The 24,718-nt window shown below is 53.7% G+C and carries 22 protein-coding genes; 11 read left to right on the forward strand and 11 right to left on the reverse strand.

Translation table 11 applies throughout. From position 1 onward, the window contains the following. Positions 1-125: 125 nt before the first annotated feature. The 3 genes from LKE08_RS22825 to LKE08_RS22835 form a co-directional block, all read right to left on the reverse strand. On the reverse strand, positions 126-1,688 hold the full coding sequence (locus LKE08_RS22825; protein WP_324706573.1) for a hypothetical protein: 1,563 nt from the start codon (positions 1,686-1,688) through the stop codon (positions 126-128). Between the two features lie 91 nt (positions 1,689-1,779). Then, positions 1,780-2,589, reverse strand: a complete 810-nt coding sequence (locus LKE08_RS22830; RefSeq protein ID WP_324706574.1) for a phycobilisome rod-core linker polypeptide — start codon at positions 2,587-2,589, stop codon at positions 1,780-1,782. 83 nt (positions 2,590-2,672) lie between these two features. Further along, positions 2,673-3,191 carry a phycobilisome protein gene (locus LKE08_RS22835; RefSeq protein WP_324706575.1) on the reverse strand — a complete coding sequence of 173 codons (519 nt, stop codon included), beginning with the start codon at positions 3,189-3,191 and terminating at the stop codon, positions 2,673-2,675. 384 nt (positions 3,192-3,575) lie between these two features. Here LKE08_RS22835 and fabG point away from each other — a divergent pair, with 384 nt between their 5' ends. The 3 genes from fabG (at position 3,576) to ftsH (ending at position 8,306) form a co-directional block, all read left to right on the forward strand. Beyond that, the gene (gene fabG, locus LKE08_RS22840) at positions 3,576-4,271 is read left to right on the forward strand and encodes a 3-oxoacyl-ACP reductase FabG (protein WP_324706576.1); all 696 of its coding nucleotides are present in this window, start codon (positions 3,576-3,578) and stop codon (positions 4,269-4,271) included. A gap of 108 nt (positions 4,272-4,379) precedes the next feature. After that, entirely contained in the window at positions 4,380-6,290 is a 1,911-nt protein-coding gene (ftsH4, locus tag LKE08_RS22845) for an ATP-dependent zinc metalloprotease FtsH4 (RefSeq protein ID WP_324706577.1), read from the forward strand. A gap of 162 nt (positions 6,291-6,452) precedes the next feature. After that, positions 6,453-8,306: an ATP-dependent zinc metalloprotease FtsH gene (gene ftsH / locus LKE08_RS22850; protein ID WP_324706578.1), complete on the forward strand. Its 1,854-nt coding sequence runs from the start codon at positions 6,453-6,455 to the stop codon at positions 8,304-8,306. A gap of 124 nt (positions 8,307-8,430) precedes the next feature. Here ftsH and LKE08_RS22855 read toward each other — a convergent pair whose 3' ends face one another. The 4 genes from LKE08_RS22855 to LKE08_RS22870 form a co-directional block, all read right to left on the reverse strand. Next, positions 8,431-9,072: a hypothetical protein gene (locus LKE08_RS22855; protein ID WP_324706579.1), complete on the reverse strand. Its 642-nt coding sequence runs from the start codon at positions 9,070-9,072 to the stop codon at positions 8,431-8,433. Between the two features lie 229 nt (positions 9,073-9,301). Then, positions 9,302-10,435, reverse strand: coding sequence for a type II secretion system F family protein (locus LKE08_RS22860; protein ID WP_375341459.1), 1,134 nt, complete (start codon positions 10,433-10,435; stop codon positions 9,302-9,304). 259 nt (positions 10,436-10,694) lie between these two features. Further along, positions 10,695-11,801 (reverse strand): type IV pilus twitching motility protein PilT, encoded by a 1,107-nt coding sequence (locus tag LKE08_RS22865; RefSeq protein ID WP_324706580.1) that lies wholly within the window; start codon positions 11,799-11,801, stop codon positions 10,695-10,697. 118 nt (positions 11,802-11,919) lie between these two features. Next, positions 11,920-13,935, reverse strand: coding sequence for a GspE/PulE family protein (locus tag LKE08_RS22870; RefSeq protein ID WP_324706581.1), 2,016 nt, complete (start codon positions 13,933-13,935; stop codon positions 11,920-11,922). Positions 13,936-14,616: 681 nt separating this feature from the next. On the opposite strand from LKE08_RS22870, the gene grpE reads away from it, so the two are divergent. The 7 genes from grpE to LKE08_RS22905 all read left to right on the forward strand — a co-directional run bounded on the left by grpE (position 14,617) and on the right by LKE08_RS22905 (position 21,047). Next, the gene (gene grpE / locus LKE08_RS22875) at positions 14,617-15,381 is read left to right on the forward strand and encodes a nucleotide exchange factor GrpE (RefSeq protein ID WP_324706603.1); all 765 of its coding nucleotides are present in this window, start codon (positions 14,617-14,619) and stop codon (positions 15,379-15,381) included. Between the two features lie 144 nt (positions 15,382-15,525). After that, complete coding sequence (gene dnaK, locus LKE08_RS22880) at positions 15,526-17,511, forward strand: molecular chaperone DnaK (protein WP_324706582.1); 1,986 nt, start codon at positions 15,526-15,528, stop codon at positions 17,509-17,511. 96 nt (positions 17,512-17,607) lie between these two features. Beyond that, positions 17,608-18,738 carry a molecular chaperone DnaJ gene (gene dnaJ / locus LKE08_RS22885; protein WP_324706583.1) on the forward strand — a complete coding sequence of 377 codons (1,131 nt, stop codon included), beginning with the start codon at positions 17,608-17,610 and terminating at the stop codon, positions 18,736-18,738. Between the two features lie 63 nt (positions 18,739-18,801). Further along, positions 18,802-19,056 (forward strand): sulfurtransferase TusA family protein, encoded by a 255-nt coding sequence (locus LKE08_RS22890; protein WP_324706584.1) that lies wholly within the window; start codon positions 18,802-18,804, stop codon positions 19,054-19,056. Between the two features lie 17 nt (positions 19,057-19,073). Beyond that, the gene (rsgA, locus tag LKE08_RS22895) at positions 19,074-20,192 is read left to right on the forward strand and encodes a small ribosomal subunit biogenesis GTPase RsgA (protein WP_324706604.1); all 1,119 of its coding nucleotides are present in this window, start codon (positions 19,074-19,076) and stop codon (positions 20,190-20,192) included. A 220-nt stretch (positions 20,193-20,412) separates the two neighbouring features. Further along, entirely contained in the window at positions 20,413-20,634 is a 222-nt protein-coding gene (locus LKE08_RS22900; RefSeq protein WP_324706585.1) for a hypothetical protein, read from the forward strand. Further along, positions 20,631-21,047, forward strand: a complete 417-nt coding sequence (locus LKE08_RS22905; RefSeq protein WP_324706586.1) for a type II toxin-antitoxin system VapC family toxin — start codon at positions 20,631-20,633, stop codon at positions 21,045-21,047. The genes LKE08_RS22900 and LKE08_RS22905 overlap by 4 nt, the downstream gene beginning before the upstream one ends. A gap of 330 nt (positions 21,048-21,377) precedes the next feature. On the opposite strand, the gene LKE08_RS22910 is transcribed toward LKE08_RS22905, so the two are convergent. Together LKE08_RS22910 and LKE08_RS22915 are read right to left on the reverse strand one after the other, a co-directional pair. After that, a complete protein-coding gene (locus LKE08_RS22910) occupies positions 21,378-21,824 on the reverse strand; it encodes a PIN domain-containing protein (protein WP_324706587.1) in 447 nt (148 codons plus the stop codon). Continuing rightward, a complete protein-coding gene (locus tag LKE08_RS22915; protein WP_324706588.1) occupies positions 21,812-22,045 on the reverse strand; it encodes a hypothetical protein in 234 nt (77 codons plus the stop codon). Before LKE08_RS22915 ends, LKE08_RS22910 begins: the two co-directional genes overlap by 13 nt. Positions 22,046-22,298: 253 nt before the next feature. On the opposite strand from LKE08_RS22915, the gene LKE08_RS22920 reads away from it, so the two are divergent. Then, entirely contained in the window at positions 22,299-22,463 is a 165-nt protein-coding gene (locus LKE08_RS22920; RefSeq protein WP_375341460.1) for a type II toxin-antitoxin system HicB family antitoxin, read from the forward strand. 236 nt (positions 22,464-22,699) lie between these two features. Here the strand turns inward: LKE08_RS22920 and LKE08_RS22925 are convergent, their stop codons facing one another. Together LKE08_RS22925 and LKE08_RS22930 are read right to left on the reverse strand one after the other, a co-directional pair. Further along, complete coding sequence (locus tag LKE08_RS22925) at positions 22,700-22,891, reverse strand: hypothetical protein (protein WP_324706590.1); 192 nt, start codon at positions 22,889-22,891, stop codon at positions 22,700-22,702. Between the two features lie 45 nt (positions 22,892-22,936). After that, entirely contained in the window at positions 22,937-24,577 is a 1,641-nt protein-coding gene (locus LKE08_RS22930; RefSeq protein WP_324706591.1) for a GTPase, read from the reverse strand. Positions 24,578-24,718 lie beyond the last annotated feature (141 nt).

The following is a 24,718-nucleotide window of genomic DNA, read 5'->3' on the forward strand; positions in this document are numbered from 1 at the left end:
TCCCCCTTTTCAAGGGGGATTTAGGGGGATCGTTCGGACAAAGTCCCCCTTTTCAAGGGGGATTTAGGGGGATCGTTTGGACAAAGTCCCCCTTTTCAAGGGGGATTTAGGGGGATCGTTCGGATTTACATCAGTTTAAACGATTGATAAAAAGCGCCCTCAAAAACATCCGTCGGAGTCAACGTCAACCCCGCGCCCCCCTCCAAGACGGCGATGGTATCGCCATTAATTGCGATCGCCAAATCCGCACCCACCGGAGACGCGGTATAAGTGTCCGAAGGATTCAATACCATTTCCAGGGAATCCCCCTCCGCCTGACTGAAGCCCCGAATTCGCGCTTCTCCTTCTCCCAAATAAAACGTTTCAATTCCCCCGAAAAAACCGATTCGACTTCCCGGCAACACGGTGCCAAATACAAAATTGTCGGCCCCCGGACTTCCAATTAACAAATCAAACTCATTTTCTCCGGTGCTGGTGTAGGTGCGTCTCGAACCGCCCCCCACCACTTCCACCCCGGTAATGTCGTGGGGGCCAACTCCGAACGCCGTCACCGTATCATTTCCCGCCGTCCCCACGAATGTCGCTTCGCGGGTGGGTTCAAATTGTCCGACTTGTCGATAATGATCCAAACCGGACGCATACAACCCCGCTTCAATATCGGCGACAACATCGGGGTTATTCCACAAATATTCATCTTCTAAAAAACTGTCTTGCAGGGGCAGTTCTCCGGTATAATTGATATTGAGAGTTTGTCCCGAACCCCCTTCGATGATGCCGAACGGAACTCGCGATCCGTTGGCGATCCTCAGATCGACGCCGTCGTCTATTCGGATGTAACCGCTGCCCCTCGTTCCGGCGACTTGAATCACATCTTTTTCGGGGTCGTAATTTTGGATTCTGGCGATGCCGTTTAACCACTGATAAAAGTCTCCGGGCGGGGGTTCTTGCAGGGAACGGCCTACCCCCAAAACGAAGATATCCGAACCGGGAGAACCGATGAGAATGTCGGTTTCTCCCCCCACATTTCCATCGCCATATCCGTCGCTTTCGTAGATGCGATCGCCGTTCGCGTCCCGCCCCACTTCCACCCCAATTAATTCAACGGTACCCACACCGAAACCGGCGACAATATCATCAAACGGCCCCCCCACAAATGTCACCGATCGCCAATCTTGAAATTGACCGATTAACTCGTAGTGATGGCGGCCCGTCCGGAACTGTCCCGCCTCCACCTGTTGGGCGACATCGGGATAATTTTCCAAATATTCCGCATCCAAAAAGGAATTGGAAAATCGCCCCTCATCGGCGCCGAACTTGATCAAATGTTCCAGTCCGTTCCGAAAGGTCTGATTTTGCACGAACGGCAGCACGTCGAGATTATTTTGCAGGTAAAACAGTTCGTTATAATCCGCAGAAATTTGGGTCAGTCCCGACTCGTAACCGAACTGAATGAAGTGATCCAGTCCCGAGGAGAAAAATCCGGCATTGACGGCGTTGGCGACATCGGGATAATTTGCCAAATAGTAAGATTCGTCGAAGTACCGCGAGACTTCGGTAAATCCCGATGCCTGTCCGAACCGCTGAAAGTGTTCCAGACCTGACGAGACGATCCCTTGATCGATGCCGAGCTGAACGAATGGATATTTCTTGAGATAATATTGTTCGTCAAAAATGTCGTAATTCATCATTAGTCACCTCAGAAAAAAGCCCCCCAGTCCGATGACTGACTGGGGGAATTCATGTTCCACAAATGTTAAATAATGTATCGATACCGGAGAGTCAGACTTCGCCGAGTAAGACGGCATCCTCCGGAGTCATCAACTCCAAGACCTGTTGTCGGATCAGATTTTCCATCCGCTTACGAGACGGCTGCTGTCCCGGGATGCGGTGCTCGAACAAAATGCCGGAAATTTCCTGGATGCACTCCATAATCCGCTCTGCCTCGGCTTCCGTCATCGTTCCGACGACCAATTTTTCCGCTTCGGACTGTTTTGGCGGTTCCTGATGATTGGGTTGAGGAGCTTCTTCCTCATGATTGACACCCCCATCTAAATTCATGTGCAGTTTTTGCTGGTAGTGGGTGGGAAGTCCCCAACCCCGCTGTCCGGCGTGTTCGTGTCCGAGGCGTTCGTTTTCCAAATATTCGGTCGCCGATTCATACAATGCTTGTTCCCGCCAGTAGGGGACGGTAAAATAACCGAAACATTTGCGATACTCCTCCGAGTCTACCATGTCCGATACCAACGCCCCGACCCCGTGCCGCAGTAGAATATCATCCCACTTGTGAATTTCCTCGTCGCCGTGGGGAGTCCGCCCCAAAAAATGCTTGCAGGCATTTTCGATAAACTTGAGATTGGAACTATTTTCGTAGAAATGTTCCAAATAAATCGGACGCACGGCCAGACTTTTCAGAAAGTGTCGGATGCCGAGTTTTCCTTTCTTAAAGTCTTTTTCCAAATCCGCCAAATGCTTCCGCTCGGAATCGTAGGGCTGACGTTCGAGCACCTGTTGGTAAATTTTGCTCAAAACAAACGTCCGCTCTTCGACGGATGCGTTGTGGGTGGTGGTGATGGTTTCGTGTAACGGCATGGTTTAGCCTCCTGTTTGCGTTGAATATCGGCGTCATTTTTGACGCCGAAAAAACCGTCTTTCGACTGGCGAACGCGAGTGAATTAGCCCTTGGGCATGACTCCGCCCCGCTGCACCGTCGCCATCAATTTGGGAGGGATGTCCAACACTTCCATGATGATATCCATGTAAGGTTTGAGGAGTTGGTTGCAGGCACTCGGCAATTTTTCCTGCATGGTTTCTTCCAGACAGTGATAGGCTTTCAGGCAGGCGGTATTCCGCTGGTAGGACGCGAGAATGTTCGCCAACCACAACATCAAAGATTCGCGAAAATAACGGGGGTCGTCCCGCAAAAGTGCGACGGACATCAGACAAATTGTCATGTTCATATCGTAGATGCAGCGCTTGGAATGTTGCTGGACGACATCCGGATGGACGAGCATGAACTTTTTCAGGGCAATTTTGACCAGTTCCCCGGATTTTGACCGGAGAATTTCGTAGGTTTTCGTGCGGACGGGGAGAGTTTGAACGTACTGGTGGATGGGCTTCAATTCTGCATCGGTTAAATAACGGCCATCTCCCTGAACCATCAACTCTTCCCATGCCAAATTAATGGTCGGCATTTGAATTTTCCTCTCAATCGAATACGGCTTGGACTGGCAATAGCACTACCTTGACTGGTTTGGACAATTAACTCGGGTCAGAAAGCATCAAGTCGGTCGGCACAAAACACACGTTAAACGTCCTCGTTTCCCGGCGTAATGCTATATCTATCATTTTATGTCCCTTTTTTATAATTTGATCGCCCGAGTTACCAAAATCAAGGAAATGATGTAATTTTTAATATGAAGAAATGATAAGCAACACGCCGATCGCGCTTCGAGACTGCACATTTTGCTAATTTTGTCAAGTGTTTGAAGGCGATCGCTCGATGGCGACAACCCCACCTGGGAGTCCCTTCCCCGCCGCGTTATGTTGAAACGTAACGACATTGGAGGACTATCCGGATGAACGGCAAACAGGTACTCCTCACCGGGGGAACCGGAGGACTCGGCATGGGAGTCACGCCCCTCGTCCTCACCCGGGGCGCAAAAGTGACCATCCCCTACCGCAACTCGGCGGAAGTCGATCGCCTCAAAGGCATCCTCTCCCCCTCCGATTTCGAGAAAATTCGCTTCGTCGCCGTCGATCTCACCGACGAAACCGCCGTCAAAAACCTCGTCAACGACATGGGGCGGGTGGACGTGCTCATCCACCTCGTCGGGGGCTTCTCGATGGGCAAAACCCACGAATACGCCTTCGAGGACTGGAAAAAAGACTTCGACCTGAACCTGCACAGCACCTTTTTGGCCTGCAAATACAGCCTCGCCAAAATGCTCGAACGGGACTACGGTCGCATCGTCACCGTCGGCAGCCGGGGTGCCGTCCAACCGGGCGGACAAATGGCCGCCTACTCTGCCTCCAAGGCCGGCGTCGTCGCCCTCACACTCGCGATCGCCGAAGAAACCAAAGACACCAACATCACCGCCAACTGCGTCCTGCCCAGCGTCATCGACACCCCCACCAACCGGGACGCGATGGGGGCCGAAAACGCCGATCGCTGGGTCAAACCCGAATCCCTCGGACAGGTGATCTGCTTCCTGGCCTCCGAAGCAGCCGGAGACGTGCGCGGCGCGGCCGTTCCCGTTTATGGCAATATTTAAGACAAACCATCGCGGGGCATTCTGTAACTGACATTACCAAAATCCGAACCGTTTTCAACCCCACGAATTGCCAAAGCAGCCATTGAATTCACGATATAAATAACACAAATGAGCGTAAAAGACAAGCCTAGATTTCCGGGGAACCTGCCCATCCCCACCATCCTGCTGTGGGTGGCGGGTCTGTTCCTGCTGGCTAACCTCTTCCTGCCGGGACTCTTCGGCCAGCAAACCCCCCGAGTCCCCTACAGTCTGTTCATCGAACAAGTCGAAGACGGACAAGTCACCCAAGCCTACGTCGGACAGGACGAAATCCGCTACCAACTCAAACCAGAAGCCGGAGAGGAACAGGGACAAGTCCTCACCACCACCCCCATTTTCGACCTGGAACTGCCCAAACGCCTGGAAAATAACGGCGTGCAGTTCGCCGCGGCCCCCCCGCCCCGGCAAAACTGGCTCACCACCCTCCTGAGTTGGGTGATCCCGCCCCTGATCTTCGTCGGCATTTGGATCGGCGTGGGGCGGTTCCTGCAAAGCCGTGGCGGCGGCGGCGGTTTCGGCGGACCCCAGGGCGCCCTGTCCATCACCAAGAGCAAAGCCAAAGTCTACGTCGAAGACGAAGGCACGAAAGTCAGCTTCAAAGACGTGGCGGGGGTCGAAGAGGCCAAAACCGAATTGGAAGAAGTCGTCGAATTCCTCAAAGAACCCCAGCGTTACAAGCAGATCGGGGCGCGCATCCCCCGGGGCGTGCTGCTGGTGGGCCCTCCCGGAACGGGTAAAACCCTGCTGGCGAAGGCAGTGGCGGGGGAAGCCGGGGTCGCCTTTTTCAGCATCTCCGGTTCCGAGTTCGTGGAACTGTTCGTCGGCGCCGGTGCGGCCCGGGTGCGGGACCTGTTTGAACAGGCGAAAAAGAAAGCCCCCTGCATCATCTTCATCGACGAATTGGACGCGATCGGCAAGTCCCGGGGCGGCGCCGGGTTCTACTCCGGCAATGACGAGCGGGAACAGACGTTGAACCAATTGTTGACGGAAATGGACGGGTTCGCCGCCGGGGATGCCACGGTGATCGTTTTGGCGGCCACCAACCGCCCCGAAACCCTCGACCCGGCCCTGCTGCGTCCGGGACGCTTCGATCGCCAAGTTTTGGTCGATCGCCCGGATCTCGCCGGACGGCTGAAAATCTTGGAAATTTACGCCCAAAAGGTGAAACTGGACGCGGAGGCCGACCTGAAACTGATCGCCACCCGCACCCCCGGATTTTCCGGTGCCGACCTGGCCAACCTGGTCAACGAAGCCGCGCTGCTGGCGGCCCGCAATAAACGAGAAACCGTCACCCAAGCCGACTTCAACGAGGCCATCGAACGGGTGGTCGCCGGACTGGAGAAAAAGAGCCGGGTTCTCAACGAGAAGGAGAAAAAAATCGTCGCCTACCACGAAGTCGGCCACGCCTTAGTTGGTGCGGCGGTGTCCGGCGGTTCCAAAGTGGCGAAAATCTCCATCGTCCCCCGGGGGATGGCCGCCCTCGGTTACACCTTGCAAATGCCCCAGGAAGACCGGTTCCTGTTGGACAACAAAGAAATTCGCGGGGAAATTGCCACCCTGTTGGGGGGACGTTCCGCCGAAGAAATCGTGTTCGGAACCATCACCACCGGGGCGGCGAACGACCTGCAGCGAGCCACAGACATGGCCGAGCGGATGGTGACGATGTACGGCATGAGCAAGGTGCTCGGTCCCCTGGCTTACGAAAAGGGGCAGCAGAACAACTTTTTGGGGGATAATATGATGATGAACCCCCGCCGCAGCGTCAGCGACGACACCGCCAAGGCGATCGATGCGGAAGTCAAAGAGATCGTCGAAACGGCTCACGAAACGGCCCTGAACATCCTCCGGGACAACCGGGATCTGATGGAAACCATTGTCGAGCAGATCCTCGATACGGAAGTGATCGAAGGGGAAGCCCTTCAGAAACTTTTAGATCGGGTCAAATACGAGGGCGATCTGACTCCAGCACCCGCCTCTTAAATATCGGACAAATTGTGACCGCAGCGGGCCGGGGGCGATCGCTCCTTGTCCGCTTTTTTAATGAAAAATGAAAAATGAAAAATGAAAAGTGATATCAAATCCGATCACCTCTCTCTATCCTCTGTGTTCTCTGTGTCTCTGTGGTAAATTTTCCCCAAAATTATGAGCATCAAGAAAAAACCGAAATTTCCCAAATCCAACCAAATCGGCAATATCCTGTTGGCGATCGCCGGGGCGATCTTGATCGGAAACTGGGTCATTCCCGAACTCACCAAACCCAAAATCCCCCGGGTTCCCTACAGTTTCTTTATCAAACAGGTGGAAGACGGGCAGGTGCAGGCCGTCCTGGTGGGAGATAACGAAATTCGCTATCAACTCAAACCCCAGGGAGACAATCCCCCCCAGGTGTTCGCCACCACCCCCGTTTTTGACTTGGAACTGCCCAAACGTTTGGAAGACAAAGGGGTAGATTTTGCCGCCCCGCCCCCGCCCAAAAATGCCTGGTTTCGGACGCTGTTAAATTGGGTGATTCCGCCACTGATTTTGGTGGCGGCATTTCAATTTTTCATGAAGCGCGACCCCCAAGGTTCAATTTCTCTCAACAAAAGTAAGGCGAAGGTTTACGTCGAGGGAGAATCGGAAAAAATTACGTTTGAAGATGTCGCCGGCGTCGAAGAGGCGAAAGCGGAATTGGCGGAAGTGGTGGACTTTTTAAAGAATCCCCAGCGGTTCACGGAAATCGGTGCCCGAATTCCCAAAGGGCTGCTGTTGGTGGGGCCGCCCGGAACCGGAAAAACCCTGATGGCGAAGGCCGTGGCGGGGGAAGCGGGGGTGCCCTTTTTCAGCATTTCCGCCTCGGAATTCGTGGAGTTATTCGTGGGGACGGGAGCCGCCCGGGTGCGGGATTTATTTGAACAGGCGAAAAAGAAGGCGCCCTGCATTATTTTTATCGACGAATTGGACGCGATCGGCAAGTCGAGAAGCGGCGGCGGCGGGTTTCAAAGCGGCAGCAGCGACGAACGGGAACAGACGTTGAACCAGTTGTTGACGGAGATGGACGGGTTCGGCGTCGGGGACGAGACGGTGATCGTGTTGGCGGCGACGAACCGCCCGGAGGCTCTGGATGCGGCCCTGTTGCGCCCGGGACGCTTCGATCGCCAAGTTTTGGTCGATCGCCCCGATTTGGCTGGACGGCGGGCGATTTTGGGCATTTACGCCAAGCGGGTGAAGTTGGGTGAGGATGTGGACCTGGAGGCGATCGCGACCCGAACCCCCGGTTTCGGCGGGGCGGACTTGGCGAATTTGGTCAACGAGGCGGCGTTGTTGGCGGCGCGAAACCACCGCAAAACGGTGGCTCAACAGGACTTCTATGAGGCCATCGAACGGGTGGTCGCCGGGTTGGAAAAGCGCAGCCGCGTCCTCAGCGACAAAGAGAAAAAGATCGTCGCCTACCACGAAGTCGGTCATGCGATGGTCGGGGCGCTGATGCCGGGGGGCGGCAAGGTGGCGAAAATCTCCATTGTCCCCCGGGGAGTCGGGGCGCTGGGCTATACCCTGCGGATGCCGACGGAGGATCGGTTTTTGATGGATGAGGGGGAATTTCGGGAGCAAATCGCCACCCTTTTGGGGGGACGGGCCGCAGAGGAAATCGTCTTCGATCGCGTCACCAACGGGGCCTCCGATGACCTGCGGCGGGCGACTAATTTGGCGGAACGGATGGTGATCACCTACGGCATGAGCCAGGTTTTGGGGCCGTTAGCCTACGAACAGGGCGGCAAACCCAACTTTTTGGGGACCGGCGACGGCAACCTCCGGCGTCCGATGAGCGAAAAAACCGCCGAGGCGATCGATTCGGAGGTGAAAGAAATCGTCGAAACGGCCCACCGGCAGGCGATCGACATTCTGAAAACCAACCGGGAATTGTTGGATGAAATTGCGCTCAAAGTGTTGGCGACGGAGGTGATCGAAGGGGAGGAATTGCAGCAGTTACTCGATCGCGTCCAGAAACCGGCTTGATTGTCATGTTTGGGGTGCATCTTCAAAGGGGCGTTTTCGGCGATTCAGAAAATCCCTATAGCGCAGCACTATAGCTTGGGAATTGATTCCCAAGCGGTCTTGATATCAAACCCGCGACGGGATGTCAATTGTCCTCTCCAGACCATCCCTGCCAGTGGTGATATTCCTCCACATTCACATCATCCAAACTGTCCTCCTCCGCCGGTTCAGAAATCAGATTCGGATGTTGAATCACGAAGGGAAGGTGGGCCCCCCGCAACCCCCGTTTGATCCGTTCCGGAGTTTCTGAAAATAGCACGAAAAGGGGATAAATTTTCTCCGCTTCTTGGGAATAAATGTACTCGTAATGGTGGGGCATCACCCACTCGTAACCGCCATCTAGATAAACCTGGGTGAGTCTCCACCGCCTCAGCAGATCGGAGAGATCTTCCTGGGGACGGTGAATGAAAACGAAAATTTCCGCCCCCACTTTGACTTTCCACTCCGGATCGCACATAATGACGGCGATATCGCAGGGGAGACAAACCGCCTGATCCGGGGCGATAGGTGCGCTATCGCGGATCGCGATCTCCCGATGTCCGGCGTAGGAAACTCCGTCCCGCAACCGCACGATCGGCAGCGGTAGGGTGATCAGACTTTCCTCCGGGCGCCGCAGACTCGGAATCATTTCAAAATAAGGGCGATGCTGCTGCAACAGCGCGATCACCGCCGTCGAATTGCTGTACTCGGCCAGCAGCGTTTCGTAATGGGATTGTTGAACTGGCATTTTTAAAAACCTTTTGAACATCAGATGGAGTCAGCAAGAGAAATGGCTCTCGATTCTAAATGTTGAATCAGACCTTCTCTATTTTCGACCCGAACCGTTTCAGTGTCGGTGGATGGGGGACGGAGAGAAGAGATGAATTGTCGCGATCGCACGTTCAATTTTCCGCTCTCCTGGCTCCCCATCGAAATTGGGGAAACCCATCTGAATGGGTACTCCCAAATCCGATTTTTTACAAACTCTCAAACACCTTGAACATGGGCAGGTACATCGACAGCAACACCGATGCCACGATGCCACCCACGACCACGATCATCAACGGTTCCAGGGCGCTGGTGAGGGATTTGACCGCCTCCTCCACTTCCGTTTCGTAGAACGCCCCCACCTTCATCAACATTTTATCGAGTTCCCCGGATTCTTCCCCGATCGCGATCATCTGAATCGCCAAGCCGGGGAACACATTTTCTTCCTGGAGGGCGATACTGATCAGCCCGCCCTGTTGGATCTCCACCCGGGCGTATTCGATCGCGTTGGCGATCGCCTGATTTCCCGCCACGTCCCGCACGATTTCCATCGCATTCATGATCGGCACGCCGGAACGGGTCAGACTGCCGAAAATGATGCAAAATCGGGCCACCGCAGACTTTTCGATGATCGGCCCGAACAGGGGAAGTTTCAAGTAAATTTTATCGAAAAATAATCTCCCCTGGGGCGTTTTGTAGACGATCGTATAAGTAATATAGATCGCGATCAAAAGTCCGATGACAACTATCTGTCGAATTGGGGGCCACGCCGTACAGAAGGCGCTCACTTGCAGCATCATGACCGTAAAGAGTGGCAGTTCCGTGCCAATTTGCTCGAAAATTCCCGCAAATGTCGGCAGCAAAAAGGTCGCCATCCCGAAAAATACCGCGATCGCGATAAATAGCACCGTTTTCGGATAAGAAGTCGCCGACTTAATCTCACTCTGGGTTTTGTGGTTTTTCTCCATCATCACCGCCAGACGTTCCAGGGATTCATCCAAAACCCCCCCCGTTTCTCCGGCCGCCACCATACTGACAAACAACTGGTCGAATACATCCGGGAACTTCTTCATCGACACCGATAATTCCGTCCCCTCCTCCACGTCAGCCCGCATCGTATTGATCGCCTTTTTCAGCTTGGCGTTATCGCACTGATCGCCCAACACGCTCAAACAGCGGGCCATCGCGATACCGGCGTTGAACATGGCGGCAAATTGGCGGGCAAAGACCGCCAGATCTTTGACCGTCACTGACGCCATCGCCACGTTAATATTTTCTTCTAATTGCTTGAAATCAAACCCCTTTTTTCGGGAGTGACTCCGAACCATTTTATTAGTCGTCATATTCCACCTCTATTGATAGCTCTCAGAACTCAGCTTTCAGCAATCAGCTTGCGGTCAACCGCCCCCTCTGGAGAGATGCCGAGATGGATTTTCGGCTCTCCTAACCGTTCTGGCAGTTGCCAGATCAAATGGCAAACTGTTGTCTTTGCGAACCATAAGAAAAAAAAGGGAAAAAGGATAGTGAATTGTCACCGCTCACTTTTTCCCGTCCTCCAACTTCAACACATTTCCGGCGTCGGGGGGCTTCGCACAAACGCGATCACCTTTTGGCTTTGGCTTTGGCTTGACCCGCCTTGGGTTGGGGGCCGATCAGCCGTTCGAGTTCGTCAGCCTTGGAGGTTTTGCTCATGGCATCTTCCCAAGTCACTTTCCCCTCTTGGAACAGCTTGGCCAGCGACATTTCCATCGTCTGCATCCCCAACTTCGCCCCCATTTGGATCTGGGAATAAATTTGAGTGGTTTTTCCTTCCCGGATCAGGTTCCCCATCGCCGGAGTGTTGATCATGATCTCCATCGCCGCGCAGCGGCCCCCGCCGATTTTGGGGACGAGGTTTTGACTGCAAACCCCCACCAGGGAGCCAGACATCTGCGCCCGCACCTGGGGTTGTTGGATGGGGGGGAACACGTCCAGCATCCGGTCTACCGTCGCCGAAGCCGAGTTGGTGTGCAGGGTTCCGAAGACCAAGTGGCCCGTTTCTGCGGCCGAGATCGCCAGGCCGATGGTTTCCAAGTCCCGCATCTCCCCGACCAGGATGATATCCGGATCTTCCCGCAGAGCAGCTTTCAGGGCATTGGCGAAACTCTTGGTGTCCTCTCCCTTCTGGCGCTGGTGAAACAGGCTCTTGATGTTGGGGAAAACATATTCGATCGGGTCTTCCACCGTCAGGATGTGTTCCGATCGCGTCCGGTTGATCAAGTCCAGCAGCGCGGCCATCGTCGTCGTCTTACCCGAACCCGTCTGTCCCGTCACCAGAACCATACCTCGGGGGCGCTCGGTCAGGTCCCGCAGGATTTGGGGGACCCCCAACTTGTCGGCGTTGGGAATTTTGGACGCCAGCGCCCGCAGGCAAGCCGCCCAGCAGCCCCGCTCCCGGTAGACGTTGACCCGGAACCGGGCCAGTCCCTTCACCCCGTAGGCGCAATCCAATTCCCAGTTCTGCTCCAACTGCTTGCGCTGCATATTATTGAGCATCTGGAAAATCAGCACCTGCACCTCTTCGGGAGCTAACGTTTCGCCAAATTGAGGTTGCGGAGTCAGTTTCCCGCTCAGGCGGAAAAAGATCGGCGCTCCGGCTTGGATATGAATGTCCGAACCTCCTTGTTCCACCAAAGACTCCAGCACATCCTCAATCATCAAACCACGCATAGATAACCCTCCAAGAAAGTTGTCGGTTGTTCATTAAAAATCGTCGTCAGAGCGATCGGGGAAGCGATCGGTTTTGGGGAAATCTCCCGCCTTCTCTGAGTGTGCATCATTCCCCGAGCTAGTCCGTGAAACGCGGGGTCAGACAGTAGGGACAGTCCAACCATTCCGGCTTCAACTCCGCGCCGCACCCCTTGCAGGTCAAACCCTGCTTCCGCTTCGCCTTCAACTCAGCCTCCAGGCCGGAGTCGGTAAACGTGACCCGCTCCACCTCCTCGAAAGTGGTGTGGCCTTCCCGGACCAACTGCAAGCTGTAGGCGAGGAGGGTTTTCATCCCTTCTTCCACCGCCGCCTCTTTGATCTGTTCCGTCGGGGCGCCCTTGGTGATCAGAGTTTGCATCCGCTCCGTCACCTTCAGGAATTCGTAAACCCCCACCCGGCCTTTGTAGCCCAAGCCGCTGCACTTCTTGCACAGTCCGCCCTGGGCGGCGAGGTTCTTCCGCTCCTCCGGCGGAATGGTGTTGGCCTTGTAGAAGGTGACATCCACCTCCCGGGAGGCCGAGAGTCCGTAGCGCCCCAACTCTTCCGGCGTCGGGGTGTAGGGGATGCGGCACTCGGTGCAGACGCGCCGCATCAGGCGCTGGGCCAGGATGCCCAGCAGGGCGGCGGACACCATGAACGGCTCCACCCCCATTTCATCCAAACGAGCGATCGCGCCGGCCGCGTCGTTGGTGTGCAGGGTCGTCAAAACCAAGTGTCCCGTCAGCGCCGCCTCGATCGCGGTTTTCGCCGTCTCCAAGTCCCGCGTTTCCCCCACCAGCAGCACGTCGGGGTCCTGTCGCAGGAACGCCCGCAGGATGTTGGCGAAGGTGAGATTTTTCTCCCGGATCACCTGACATTGGGTGATTCCCGGCAGGGCGTATTCGATGGGGTCTTCGGCCGTGCTGATGTTGATAGCCGGGTCGTTGCGCTCCGCCAGGACGGAGTACAGGGAGGTAGATTTACCCGAACCCGTCGGTCCGGTCACCAAAATCAACCCGAACGGACGGCTGGCTGTCTCCCGCACCATCGCCAGGGTTTCCTGATCCGTGATCAGCTTGTCCAACCCCAACTGGGTCGAAGAACTGTCCAGAATCCGCAGGACGATTTTTTCCCCGTAGCGACTCGGGAGGCTGTTGACCCGGAAATCCACCGTCCGGCCCTGGAATACCCGCCGAATCCGGCCGTCCTGGGCCTGGCGGCGTTCGGCGATGTCGAGGTCGGAAATAATTTTGAAACGGGACGTGATGGCGGGAATCACCTTTTTCGGGAATCTGAAATACTCCTGCAGCACCCCGTCTTTCCGCATCCGAATCCGCATTTCGTACTCTTGGGGTTCCACGTGGATGTCAGAGACACCCTCCGAGAGGGCCTTGGCGAGGATGACGTTCACCGCCTTGATCACCGGCGCCGTCTCGGCTTCCTCGAGCTGCTGGTCGAGGTTCATCCCGGCCATGTCGTCGGAGGCTTCTTCGAGTTGGACATCCTCAAACTCGCCCTCGCCAAACTGGAGTTTCTCCTGCTGCTTGCGAGCCGCCTCCACCTGCTTGCGCTTCACCTCCTCGTCACTGTAGGCCGAGATCAGCTTGTCGTAATCCTCTTGGGTGATCACCCGTCGCTGCAACGTCCACCCCTTCGGCCGCAGGATTTGGTTTCTCAACTCCTCCAGGGCGTTGAGGTTGTCCGGATCGACCATCGCGATCAGCACCGAGGTGGATTGACCGTCAGTTTCTGACAACTGCAACGGCAAAAAATGATGTCGCTTGCAGGTTTCGATGGAGGTTTCCAGGGTTTTTACCATGCGATCGAGATCCTCGACCGAAATTTGGTCGATTTCCAGGTCGAACCCTTCGACTCCGTAGACAATTTTTAACTCGAAGAGCTGTTGTTTCTTGTACTGACGGGCTAATTCGGGGGGGAGGGGCTGGCCGGTGATCGATTCGAGAACTTCGGTCAGGGGTTGGCCGCCTCGGGAGGTCTGGAGCGCCTGCTGAAGTCGTTCGGGATCGATGTAGCCGGATTGGATGAGTTTGTTGCCAAAAGGGGTGGTACTCTGGGCTACGAGAGCCGTGCGTCGCCGGGATGATGTGTTGGTCATAGCTGGATTGAGATCCTTGTGTCTAGACTTCCCAAACGGGTCGGGAAACTTTCTTGAGGGAGCATCGAGCCTTAGCCTCGATGGACGGTCTGAGGGCGGAGAGCTTTTCGCGTCGTGCCAAGGGTGATAGCTCCATTCTAAGCGGATTGTCTCGGGCTTCCATCCCGATCGGGGGGTGAGGTCAAATCCCGACCGCCCCCAAAATCGTCAACCGGGTTGAGTGCACAAGTGGCAACAAGCTCGTCAGAATTTTAAAAAACATCATTCCAGGAGAGTCCGAAAGCGGAACTTGCTGCAATTGTGATATGTAAGCTCACCCCGGTCTAAAGACGCGGGGCTTTCGCCCTAAGCTGCCGCTACGCTAGGTGAAAGAGCGATCCGGATGGGAGAATGCGATCCGGGGTCGATCGCCCCCAAACCGGTTCCGATCGAGTCTTCGGGAGGGTTTGAGCTTTGAGGGTTGCCGTCTCGGGCGATCCGGGCGTCCGTTCCAGTTCCCGCCAACCGACACCGGCCGAGAGTTCGCTTCTGTTCCGATGATACCCTTTACAAATCTCGGAAGCAGTGATCTAAGATAGGATTTTGATTAAAATTTCTAAAGAATACTGAATGCACTTTTAGGGAGAGCGGGGTTTTTCGCGACGCCGTTGGCGGACGAATTCCGTCGCTCAGTTTTCTATGATGGACGAGAACAAGCAACACGATATGGTATCCGATCCAATGACTGACAGACCGGAGGAGAAAACCGAATCTGCGGGTGCAGCCCCATCCGACCCGGAACCCGCGAATTCCGCATCCACCCCGACCCCACCCGAGTCTCCGGCGGAGCCGGCCGCGGGCGAAACCGAGCCGGCCGCGGGCGAAACCGAGCCGGCGGCAGCCGAAGTGGCCGAAGATCTGAGCGCACGGCTCAACGAGGAGTTGCTGGCGATGACCCAAACCAACGAGTCTCTCAAGGCTCAAATCGAGGATATCAGCGGCCAATATCGGCGGCTCGCAGCGGATTTCGAGAATTTCCGCAAGCGGACTCAGAAGGAAAAAGAAGATCTGGATTTGCAGGTCAAATGTGCCACCATCCAGCAGCTTTTGCCGGTGATCGACAATTTCGAGCGGGCCCGGTCCCAGATCAAACCCCAAAATGACGGCGAAATGAACATCCACAAGAGCTATCAGGGGGTCTACAAGCAGATGGTGGACTGCCTCAAGCAACTCGGGGTCTCCCCGATGCGGCCCGAGGGCGAGCCGTTCGACCCGAACTTGCACGAGGCGGTGATGCGGGAGGCCAGCGCCGACCACGAGGAGGGGACGGTGATCGAAGAACTGATGCGGGGTTATATGCTCGGCGATCGCGTGTTGCGCCACGCCATGGTCAAAGTGGCGATCGAGCCGGAATTCACGAGTCCGGCCACGGAAGAGGAACCCCCGGCGGAGGAGCCTCAAGAATAGGTTCGACCCCCCCTCAGGAACCGCCGCGGCGCGGGGCGCGGGATTGCCCCGACCGCATCTCGATCTTCAAACTCGGTCGGGCAGTCCGTCCAATCCGGAGCGCTCGGCCACCCGTTCACTGCAAACCTTCATCGCCGAGGCGCTATGGGAAAAGTCATTGGCATCGACTTGGGTACCACCAACAGTTGTGTCGCCGTTTTGGAGGGCGGGAAACCCGTCGTTATTTCAAATTCCGAAGGCGGGCGCACCACGCCCAGCATCGTCGGGTTCGGCAAGTATGGCGATCGCCTGGTGGGCCAACTGGGAAAACGGCAGGCGGTCACGAACGCCGAAAATACGGTTTTCAGTATCAAACGATTTATCGGCCGGCGCTGGGAAGACACGGAAGTGGAGCGATCGCGCGTTCCTTACAACTGCGTCCCCGGCAAAGATAACACCGTCGATGTCAAAATTCGTGACCAGGTTTACACCCCCCAAGAAATCTCGGCGATGGTGCTGCAAAAACTCAAGGAAGACGCCGAAGCCTACCTGGGAGAAGCGGTCGATCAAGCCGTGATCACCGTCCCCGCCTACTTCACCGACGCCCAGCGACAGGCCACCAAAGACGCCGGCACCATCGCCGGACTCAACGTCCTCCGCATCATCAACGAACCCACCGCCGCCGCCCTCTCCTACGGCCTGGACAAACAAGACCAGGACCAGACGATTCTGGTATTTGACTTGGGGGGAGGCACCTTCGACGTTTCCATCCTCCAACTCGGGGACGGAATTTTTGAAGTCAAAGCCACCGCCGGAAACAACCACCTCGGCGGGGACGACTTCGACAACGCCCTCGTCCTGTGGATGGTCGAAACCTTTAAAAACCGGGAGGGCATCGACCTCTCCGGCGACAAGATGGCCCTGCAGCGGATGCGGGAAGCCGCCGAAAAGGCCAAAATCGAACTGTCGAGTCGCTCCAAAACGGCGATCAACCTCCCCTTCATCACCGCCGACGACTCCGGACCCAAACACCTGGAACTGGAACTGAGCCGCCCGGAATTTGAAACCCTGGTAGCCGACCTGGTGCAGGGCACCATCGACCCGGTGTCCCAGGCCCTCAAAGATGCCAGCTTGGGACCCGACGACATCAAGCGGATCATTTTGGTGGGCGGTTCGACCCGCATCCCGGCCGTCCAGGAGGCGATCAGCAAGCATTTCGGCGATCGCGCCCCAGACCGCTCTGTGAACCCCGACGAAGCCGTAGCCCTCGGCGCGGCCATCCAGGCCGGCGTCCTGGGGGGAGAGGTCAAAGACCTGCTCCTCCTCGACGTCACCCCCCTCTCCCTGGGCTTGGAAACCCTCGGCGGCGTCCTCACCAAAATCATCGAGCGCAACACCACCATCCCCACCAGCCGCTCCCAAATGTTCTCCACCGCCGTTGACGGCCAAACCTCCGTCGAAATCCACGTCCTCCAGGGGGAGCGGGCGATGGCCAAAAACAACAAGAGTTTGGGGAAATTCCTCCTCACCGGCATCCCCCCCGCCAAGCGCGGCGTCCCCCAAATCGAAGTCTCCTTCGACATCGACGCCAACGGCATCCTGAAAGTCTCGGCTATCGATCGCGGCACCGGCCGGGAACAGAGCATCCAGATCACCAACACCGGCGGGTTGAGCGAAGCCGAAATTGAGCGGATGCGCCAGGAAGCCGAGGTTTATGCGGAGGAAGACGAGGCTTACAAACAGGTGGCCGAACTCAAAAACCAGGCGGAAACCCTATTCTATAATTGTAAGATGACGTTGAAGAGCAACCCCCAATACATCGGCGACGACCTCAAACAGCGCACCCGGGAGGAAGTGGCGGCATTGAAGAAAGCACTCAGCGACCCGAAAATCACCTTTGAGGAGATGCAACGCCAAGTTGACGCTTTCCAAGATCTGCTCTACAGTCTCGGTTCCGCCGTTTACGAGCAAGCCGGCCAGAATCGGGAGGAAACCACCCCGGCGGCGGGAGTCGCTCAGATGCTAGACTCGGAGGAAGGTGAAGTCGCCGACGGCGACATCGACTCCGAAACCGTCAATGGCTCGGCGGCTGACTCCGAAGCCCAAAAACCGTCTTCGAGTCAGAGTCCCGATAGCTCATTGACGGGCTAAATTCATCTCCCGTCGAGCCCCCGGCCGCAACGGTGAGAATGTCAACCGCGCCTTTTTTGTGTAGTTTTAGTCATTAAATTCTAGAAAAACAGCTTTATGGCAGGCGATTACTATGAAATACTCGGTGTCTCCCGCGACGCAGACAAAGAAGAAATCAAACGGGCCTACCGTCGCCTAGCTCGCAAGTACCACCCCGACGTCAACAAAGAACCGGGTGCCGAAGAACGCTTCAAGGAGATCAACCGCGCCTACGAAGTGCTTTCCGAACCGGAGGTCCGCGCCCGCTACGACCGCTTCGGCGAAGCCGGCGTGTCGGGGGCCGGCGCGGCGGGCTTCAATCAGGACTTCAGCGACAGTTTTGCCGATATCTTTGAAAGCTTTTTCAGCGGATTTGCCGGGGGAATGGGCGGTCCTCAGACGGGGCGGCGGCGAAGCGGACCGACCCGGGGAGACGATTTGCGCCTCGACCTGCGGTTGGACTTCAAAGAGGCTATCTTCGGCGGCGATAAAGACATCCTCATCCGCCACCTGGAAAGTTGCGAAACCTGCAACGGCAGCGGCGCCAAACCCGGAACCCTCCCCAGAACTTGCTCGACCTGCGGGGGCAGCGGCCAGGTTCGCCGCGCCACCCGCACCCCCTTCGGCAGTTTCACCCAGGTTTCCGTCTGCCCCACCTGCAACGGCACGGGGCAGATGATCGAGGAAAAATGCGCGACTTGCGGGGGACAGGGCCTCAAAGAGGTCAAGAAAAAGCTCAAAATTACCATCCCCGCCGGCGTCGATAACGGCACCCGCCTGCGGGTTTCCAACGAGGGCGACGCCGGCAAGCGCGGCGGCCCGCCGGGGGATCTGTACGTCTTCCTCTCCGTCGCCCCGGACCCCCACTTCCAGCGGGAGGGGATCAACATCCTCTCCGACGTGAAAATCTCCTACTTACAGGCGATTTTGGGCTGCACGTTGGAGGTGGAAACTGTCAAGGGCACCACCACCCTCACCATCCCGCCGGGCACCCAGCCCAACACGGTGCTGACCCTGGAAAATGAGGGGGTCCCCCGGTTGGGAAATCCGGTCAGTCGGGGCGACCATCTGATCACGATTTTGATCGACATCCCCACCCGAATCACGACCGAGGAGCGGGAACTGCTCGAGCAGTTGGCGCAAATCAAGGGGGAACGTACCGGAAAGGGGGGACTCGAAGGGTTCCTCGGCAATCTGTTTCAGAAATAAACCCCATTTCGACCGGGGCAGTTCTCGAATTGCCCCGATTTCTGCCCGATTTGAATACTGTGTATGACTGATTCAGCAGCATCGAACGCCCAAACTCTAGACCTGCGGGGGACTCCCTGTCCGATCAACTTCGTGCGGACGAAATTGCGCCTGCAACAGATGGGAGCGGGAGAAGTCCTGGAGGTGTGGCTGGATGCGGGGGAACCCATCGAGCAGGTGCCGGACAGTTTGGTGATGGAAGGCTACGCGATCGAGGCGATGGAGGAGCGATCGGGGTTTTTCGCGGTTCGGGTGCGCCGTCCGGCGGAAAAATCATGAGTGCCGGGGTTCTGAGAATGGAACCCGATCGCGTGCCGGGGACGGTCGTTTCCGGCCAAGCCAATTTTTACGAGGTTCACCTCGATTCCGAGGCCGGGGAAGACCGGCCGGATACCCTGCTGTGTACCTGCCGCGCCCGGTTGAAAAAGGTCGGCCAGAAGGTGATGGTGGGCGATCGCGTGGTGGTGGAAGAACCGGACTGGCAGGGGGGCCGGGGCGCGATCGCCGAAGTGCTGCCCCGCCGGACGGAACTGGACCGCCCCCCCATCGCCAACGCCGACCAACTCTTGCTAGTATTTGCGGTGGCCGAACCGGACCCCGACCCCATCGCCCTGAGCCGATTTTTGCTGAAGGCGGAATCGACGGGGCTGGAGGTCTGTCTGTGCTTCAATAAATGCGACCTGCTGCCCCCCGAAGGCCTGTTAGCGTGGCGCGATCGCCTGTTGGGGTGGGGGTACTGCCCGCTGCTGATCAGCGTCTACGAGGGCGCAGAATACGCCGTTACGGAGGACGGAGCGATCGAGGCTTCACGCTTCCAGGATTCCTCGGCTGTCCGCCCCGACTCCCTCCTCGGCCGCCTGCAAGGGAAAACCACCGCCATTTCCGGCCCCTCCGGGGTGGGGAAATCCAGTCTGATCAATCGTTTGATTCCCGACTCCCACCTGCGGGTGGGGGCCGTTTCCGGGAAATTGGGGCGGGGACGCCACACCACCCGCCACGTCGAACTGTTCGATTTGCCCACCGGGGGGTTACTCGCCGACACGCCGGGATTCAACCAACCCGGACTCGAATGCGAACCCCACGAACTCGCCAATTATTTTCCCGAAATCCGCGATCGCCTCTCGGAAAACTCGTGTCAATTTGCGGACTGTTTGCACCGGGACGAGCCCAACTGTGCCGTCCGCGGCGACTGGGAACGCTATCCCATTTACTTGCAATTTTTGGAGGAAGCGATCGCCTCCTGGGAAGCGGCACAACACCAGCGGGATGCGGAATCGACCCTGAAATCTAAGAGCAAATCGGGGGGGAAAAAGCAGTACGAACCGAAATTGCAGACGAAAAAATACCGCCGTTCTTCCCGGCGCCTGCAACATCAAAATTTGCAACAATTGTGCGAGGAATTGGACGAAGTTTAGGTTGTTCAAGTTTGGGCGATCGCATTTCGGAAAGTGACAAGAAACCGGGTTTCTATGAGAATCTTTCTATCCTCACCTAAGTTTTGTGAAGAAACCCGGTTTCTCAATATCAAGGGGCGATTGAATAATCATGAGGGGTTCGTCGAGTCGATGGAGATTTTGGACGAGTATGCTACAATTTAAAGAAAGCGATTAATTTTATCATAAAGGATGATATTTCATGCAAGTTAAGGGGATCAAAAAAGGTCGAACCATCGAAATATTTGAAGATCTAGATATTCCGGATGGTCAAGAAATTAGCTTATCGATTGAGACGGGGGGAGGGTTTTGGCAACGTCTTCAGTCTTTTCGACAAGAACTTGAGTCTGAGGACATCTGGATCGAACCAGATGTTTTTGAGGGAGTGCGGGATTCATCGCCGGGTCGAGAAGTGACTTTATGAGTTTACGATTTTTATTAGATACCAATATTCTCTCGGAACCGACACGCAAAAATCCGCACCCAAATGTGATGGCAATGCTCGAACAACACGAAGGAGAAGTCGCCACATCAACAACTGTGTGGCAGGAACTTCTTTTTGGGTATTCGCGCCTTCCGGATTCTCGGAGACGCAGGTTTTTAGAAAGGTATTTGAATCAGATCGTTCGTCCGACTATTCCAATTCTGCCTGACGATGTGGAGGCTGCAACTTGGCACGGGATTGAAAGAGCGAGATTGACGAGTATTGGACAGACACCTTCTTTCCCGGACGGTCAAATTGCTGCTGTTGCCAAAGTCAAAAATTTAATTTTGGTCACGAATAACGTATCAGATTATCGAAATTTTTTAGATCTGGCAGTGGAAAACTGGTTTTGATGAAAGAGCGATCGCACTTTGGAAAGTGGCAAGAAACCGGGTTTCTATGAGAATCTACCTATCTTCACCCAAATTTTGCTAAGAAACCCGGTTTCTCAATATTAAGGGGCGATCGCACTTTGGAAAGTGGCAAGAAACCGGGTTTCTATTAGAATCTTTGCGTCTTCACCGAGATGGTGTTAGAAACCCGGTTTCTCAATATTAAGGGGCGATCGCACTTTTAGAAGGTGGCAAGAAACCGGGTTTCTCTGCTAAACTCTAGATAATCAGAAGAGTTTGTTGTCATTGATTCTAATTTTCTCATCATTTATAACTATTTTATGTGGTTAGTTAAGCGGATAAAAAATCTGATAAGATAACAACATTAATTCCAGAAACAATTTCCAAGCGTTTATCGTTAGTTATAAAAGTTTCACATCCATTTAAAATTGCAGTTGATGCGTGAATCGCATCTGGCAGTTTCAGATTGGTAATACTTCTTAATCGAGCAGATTCTCTCAAGATTTCTCGATGAATTGGCACGACTTCAAGTAGGGGTGAATTTTGAATAGCATTTTCATAAGCCGAACAAACCTCAATATTATTATCGAGGAACGGTTTGACCAAAACTTCTGCCAAGGTTAGTTCGCTAGTAATGGCTTTAAGAGTCCCATCATCAAAAGCATCAAACAACACATTTAATTCCGTTTGAAATTGAACATATCCCTCCAAGGCATAAATAAAAATATTGGTATCTAAGTAGACTCTGCTTCCGGCAATCACTTCTAAAATTGCCATTTATCTCGCTCCTTACGAATAAAGCGATCGGCTTCTTTTGGGGTTTCAAAACAACCTTTTCCCGTGCCGATCATACTTTTCAAAGATTTTTTTTGTTTGGAGGTTGATTTGTGTTGCTTTATTTTCCCTGCGATATAAGCGATGAGTTCCAACTGTTCATCGAGACTCATGCGGTCTATTTGTCGAATGACATCTTGAAATGAAAGAGTATTTTGATTCATCGGATAATTTGTGATTCCGCTGTTTATATCTATTTGATTGTAGCATGAAGCGGGGAGAGATGCGATCGCACTTTTAGAAGGTGGCAAGAAACCGGGTTTCTATGAGAATCTTTGCGTCCTCACCGAGATGGTTTGAGAAACCCGGTTTCTCAATATCAAGGGTGCGATCGCGACAAGATTTGTTAAACTTGAGATGTCATTAATATTCCCAGTTCATTTACGGCAAATGAAAACAACTCGACAGCTAACCGCAATGATTGAGAGAGAAGGTGACGGATATGTTTCTTTATGTCCGGAACTCGATCTGGCGAGTCAAGGTGATACGGTGGAAGAAGCGCGATCGAATTTAATGGAAGCGATCGCGCTTTTTTTGGAGATGGCTGATTCGTCGGAAATTGAGCGTCGTTTTTGTTTCTAATCTCAGCAATGCGATCGCACTTTGGAAAGTGACAAGAAACCGGGTTTCTAGGAGAATCTTTGCGTCCTCACCGAGATGGTTTGAGAAACCCGGTTTCTCAATATCAAGGGTGCGATCGCATTTTGAGAAGTGGCAAGAAACCGGGTTTCTAGGAGAATCTTTGAGTCCTCACCTAAGTTTTTGGAAGAAACCAGGTTTCTCAATATTAAGGGGCGATCAGTATAATATTAGTTGAATTAAACAAAAAATAATCCCCAAAAATAATTTAACAGTAGCGCTATTTCTTTTACGGCAATACAAATTTTGACTACAGTATCGAGATAGATTCTAAAACTCTCTACAGATTTTAAAATTTTTTTACGCTCTTGCTCCCGTTCTTCTTCTAAAAACTGACGAATCTCTTGTTTTTGTTCTTCACTTAAAGCCATGTCAACATCCTTCGGTTTGAAAGTTTACAATTTTTTATGGATAATTTAATTTGTTTCTCTTTTTGGAGTTGGACAATCCTGCAACCATTTTTTGATTTTCTGGATCATCTCAATATCATCTGCAAAATCTTTTGCATCGGCTTGTAAAACAAGTAAAATTAAGTCGCAGGAAGGGATGATATCTTGATAAATTTTGTCGTACTCTTGATCTTCCTTTTCGCTGCGTCCATATCCAGGCAGATCGATGACGGTTAAGGTTCCGCCTGTTGAGAGTGTAAATTCCTTGGTTTGTGGTTGCGTCGTACCGACAGTTGTGGGACTTGTTTTTAGATCGGCATTAAAGAGATTATTAATGGTTGTTGTTTTACCAACCCCAGATTGTCCAATTACTGCCACCTTGGGAGGCAATTCAGCTTCCTGTTGCAGCTTGCTTGTGAGTCGATTCAACTCATCCTTTGAAATAATTTCTTCAAGTTGCTTCAAGATCTGATTTTCAGAAGAAACTTTTTGATCAGAACTCTTTTCCATTTCCTTTCGTTGTTCATCGGCATATTTTTTTGCTTCTGGATCTGCCAATTCAAATGGATCTTTGGGATTGATATTCCCAAGCTTGAATCCGACATAAGCATTTTGAATGATTTTATTGAGCAAATTGATCAAACGATATCGTTTTAAAGCGGAGTAATATTCCAAATTTGTATCGTTTATTTCAGCTTCTTTGGTTAGCTTTTTGATCACATCTTTGCACCGACGTTCAATCTCATTTTTTGCTTCTTTTTCAGGTTTATTTAACTTTTCATTCCATCCATCAGGGGTGATTTTGTCAACTTGGTTTAAACCCACCACTAGCCGGAGAGGTATTTCGGGAGGTTTTGCGGAGCCAATTCCAAATTTATTCAGGAAAGATTTCATGATTTTTGAACTCCTTGCTAATATTTTGGTTCTCAGACTTTCTAATCCCCAACTGTAAAAGGATGTGTAGGGGACAATTTGACTTTTCTCAAAAACGATCGCACCATCTAGCGCATTTTGGAAGATTCCGTAAATGTCATCTATTTTTTCGGGGATGAGCTTCAATTGGTCTGGCGAAGGTTGTCGTTTGTCAATGTCAAACCCTTTTTGTCCTTCATACACTTCCAAGCAATCAATTTTATTGAGGGCTAATATCAGAGATAGAGATGATTTAAAGAATGGTTTTAATTTCTTTAAAAATATCTCGTCCCTTTTATAAGCTCTCGTATCCGCTTGGGTGATCCAGACCAAAACATCGGCTTTAGCAACCCACTTTTTGTAGTAAGCCATATATTTCCGATCTGCGGCCGAAGTTTCTCCAATTCCCGGCAGATCGACAACTCGGAGTTGATGGTAAGGAAAGTCAGCGTACTTAAAAGTATCTAGGTCGTACTGTAAAAGTCGTAATGCAAGCCGGTGTAAACCATCGTCGATCAGGAGATAGAGGGCAAAAGTTACAACTTGTTTACGACTGCCAACGGGGAAGTCGGCAAACTGAGGCTTTTTAGTACAAGCGATCGCCGGATCGGTATCCCAGTTGAGCCCAAACAGAGCGTTGAGGGTGCTACTCTTGCCGACTCCAGTTTTGCCGAAAAATACGACGGTGAGTCGATCCTTTTCAAGCCACCTGGCTGGAGATCGGATGATTTTCGTGAGCCATGATGGAAGTGGCAAACAGCTACCCCCTTTCTGATTGTAAAATGATGGGCGATCGCCAAGTGCTAAAATCGTCCTTTATTTAATCTTGGCACTCGACTCGACTTCGGGCAAGCGATAATCGGTGGCATTTGGTGGCGAAATTCTCGGCTTCGCAGT

The organism is Lyngbya sp. CCY1209, assembly GCF_035615495.1.
Classification (GTDB): domain Bacteria; phylum Cyanobacteriota; class Cyanobacteriia; order Cyanobacteriales; family Microcoleaceae; genus Limnospira.

Excerpts from the sequence above, each read along its gene's own strand:
- LKE08_RS22825 (WP_324706573.1), bottom strand. The coding sequence starts at position 1,688 with ATGATGAATTACGACATTTTTGACGAACAATATTATCTCAAGAAATAT.
- LKE08_RS22830 (WP_324706574.1), bottom strand. The coding sequence starts at position 2,589 with ATGCCGTTACACGAAACCATCACCACCACCCACAACGCATCCGTCGAA.
- LKE08_RS22835 (WP_324706575.1), bottom strand. The coding sequence starts at position 3,191 with ATGCCGACCATTAATTTGGCATGGGAAGAGTTGATGGTTCAGGGAGAT.
- fabG (WP_324706576.1), top strand. The coding sequence starts at position 3,576 with ATGAACGGCAAACAGGTACTCCTCACCGGGGGAACCGGAGGACTCGGC.
- ftsH4 (WP_324706577.1), top strand. The coding sequence starts at position 4,380 with ATGAGCGTAAAAGACAAGCCTAGATTTCCGGGGAACCTGCCCATCCCC.
- ftsH (WP_324706578.1), top strand. The coding sequence starts at position 6,453 with ATGAGCATCAAGAAAAAACCGAAATTTCCCAAATCCAACCAAATCGGC.
- LKE08_RS22855 (WP_324706579.1), bottom strand. The coding sequence starts at position 9,072 with ATGCCAGTTCAACAATCCCATTACGAAACGCTGCTGGCCGAGTACAGC.
- LKE08_RS22860 (WP_375341459.1), bottom strand. The coding sequence starts at position 10,435 with ATGACGACTAATAAAATGGTTCGGAGTCACTCCCGAAAAAAGGGGTTT.
- LKE08_RS22865 (WP_324706580.1), bottom strand. The coding sequence starts at position 11,801 with ATGCGTGGTTTGATGATTGAGGATGTGCTGGAGTCTTTGGTGGAACAA.
- LKE08_RS22870 (WP_324706581.1), bottom strand. The coding sequence starts at position 13,935 with ATGACCAACACATCATCCCGGCGACGCACGGCTCTCGTAGCCCAGAGT.
- grpE (WP_324706603.1), top strand. The coding sequence starts at position 14,617 with ATGGACGAGAACAAGCAACACGATATGGTATCCGATCCAATGACTGAC.
- dnaK (WP_324706582.1), top strand. The coding sequence starts at position 15,526 with ATGGGAAAAGTCATTGGCATCGACTTGGGTACCACCAACAGTTGTGTC.
- dnaJ (WP_324706583.1), top strand. The coding sequence starts at position 17,608 with ATGGCAGGCGATTACTATGAAATACTCGGTGTCTCCCGCGACGCAGAC.
- LKE08_RS22890 (WP_324706584.1), top strand. The coding sequence starts at position 18,802 with ATGACTGATTCAGCAGCATCGAACGCCCAAACTCTAGACCTGCGGGGG.
- rsgA (WP_324706604.1), top strand. The coding sequence starts at position 19,074 with ATGGAACCCGATCGCGTGCCGGGGACGGTCGTTTCCGGCCAAGCCAAT.
- LKE08_RS22900 (WP_324706585.1), top strand. The coding sequence starts at position 20,413 with ATGCAAGTTAAGGGGATCAAAAAAGGTCGAACCATCGAAATATTTGAA.
- LKE08_RS22905 (WP_324706586.1), top strand. The coding sequence starts at position 20,631 with ATGAGTTTACGATTTTTATTAGATACCAATATTCTCTCGGAACCGACA.
- LKE08_RS22910 (WP_324706587.1), bottom strand. The coding sequence starts at position 21,824 with ATGGCAATTTTAGAAGTGATTGCCGGAAGCAGAGTCTACTTAGATACC.
- LKE08_RS22915 (WP_324706588.1), bottom strand. The coding sequence starts at position 22,045 with ATGAATCAAAATACTCTTTCATTTCAAGATGTCATTCGACAAATAGAC.
- LKE08_RS22920 (WP_375341460.1), top strand. The coding sequence starts at position 22,299 with ATGATTGAGAGAGAAGGTGACGGATATGTTTCTTTATGTCCGGAACTC.
- LKE08_RS22925 (WP_324706590.1), bottom strand. The coding sequence starts at position 22,891 with ATGGCTTTAAGTGAAGAACAAAAACAAGAGATTCGTCAGTTTTTAGAA.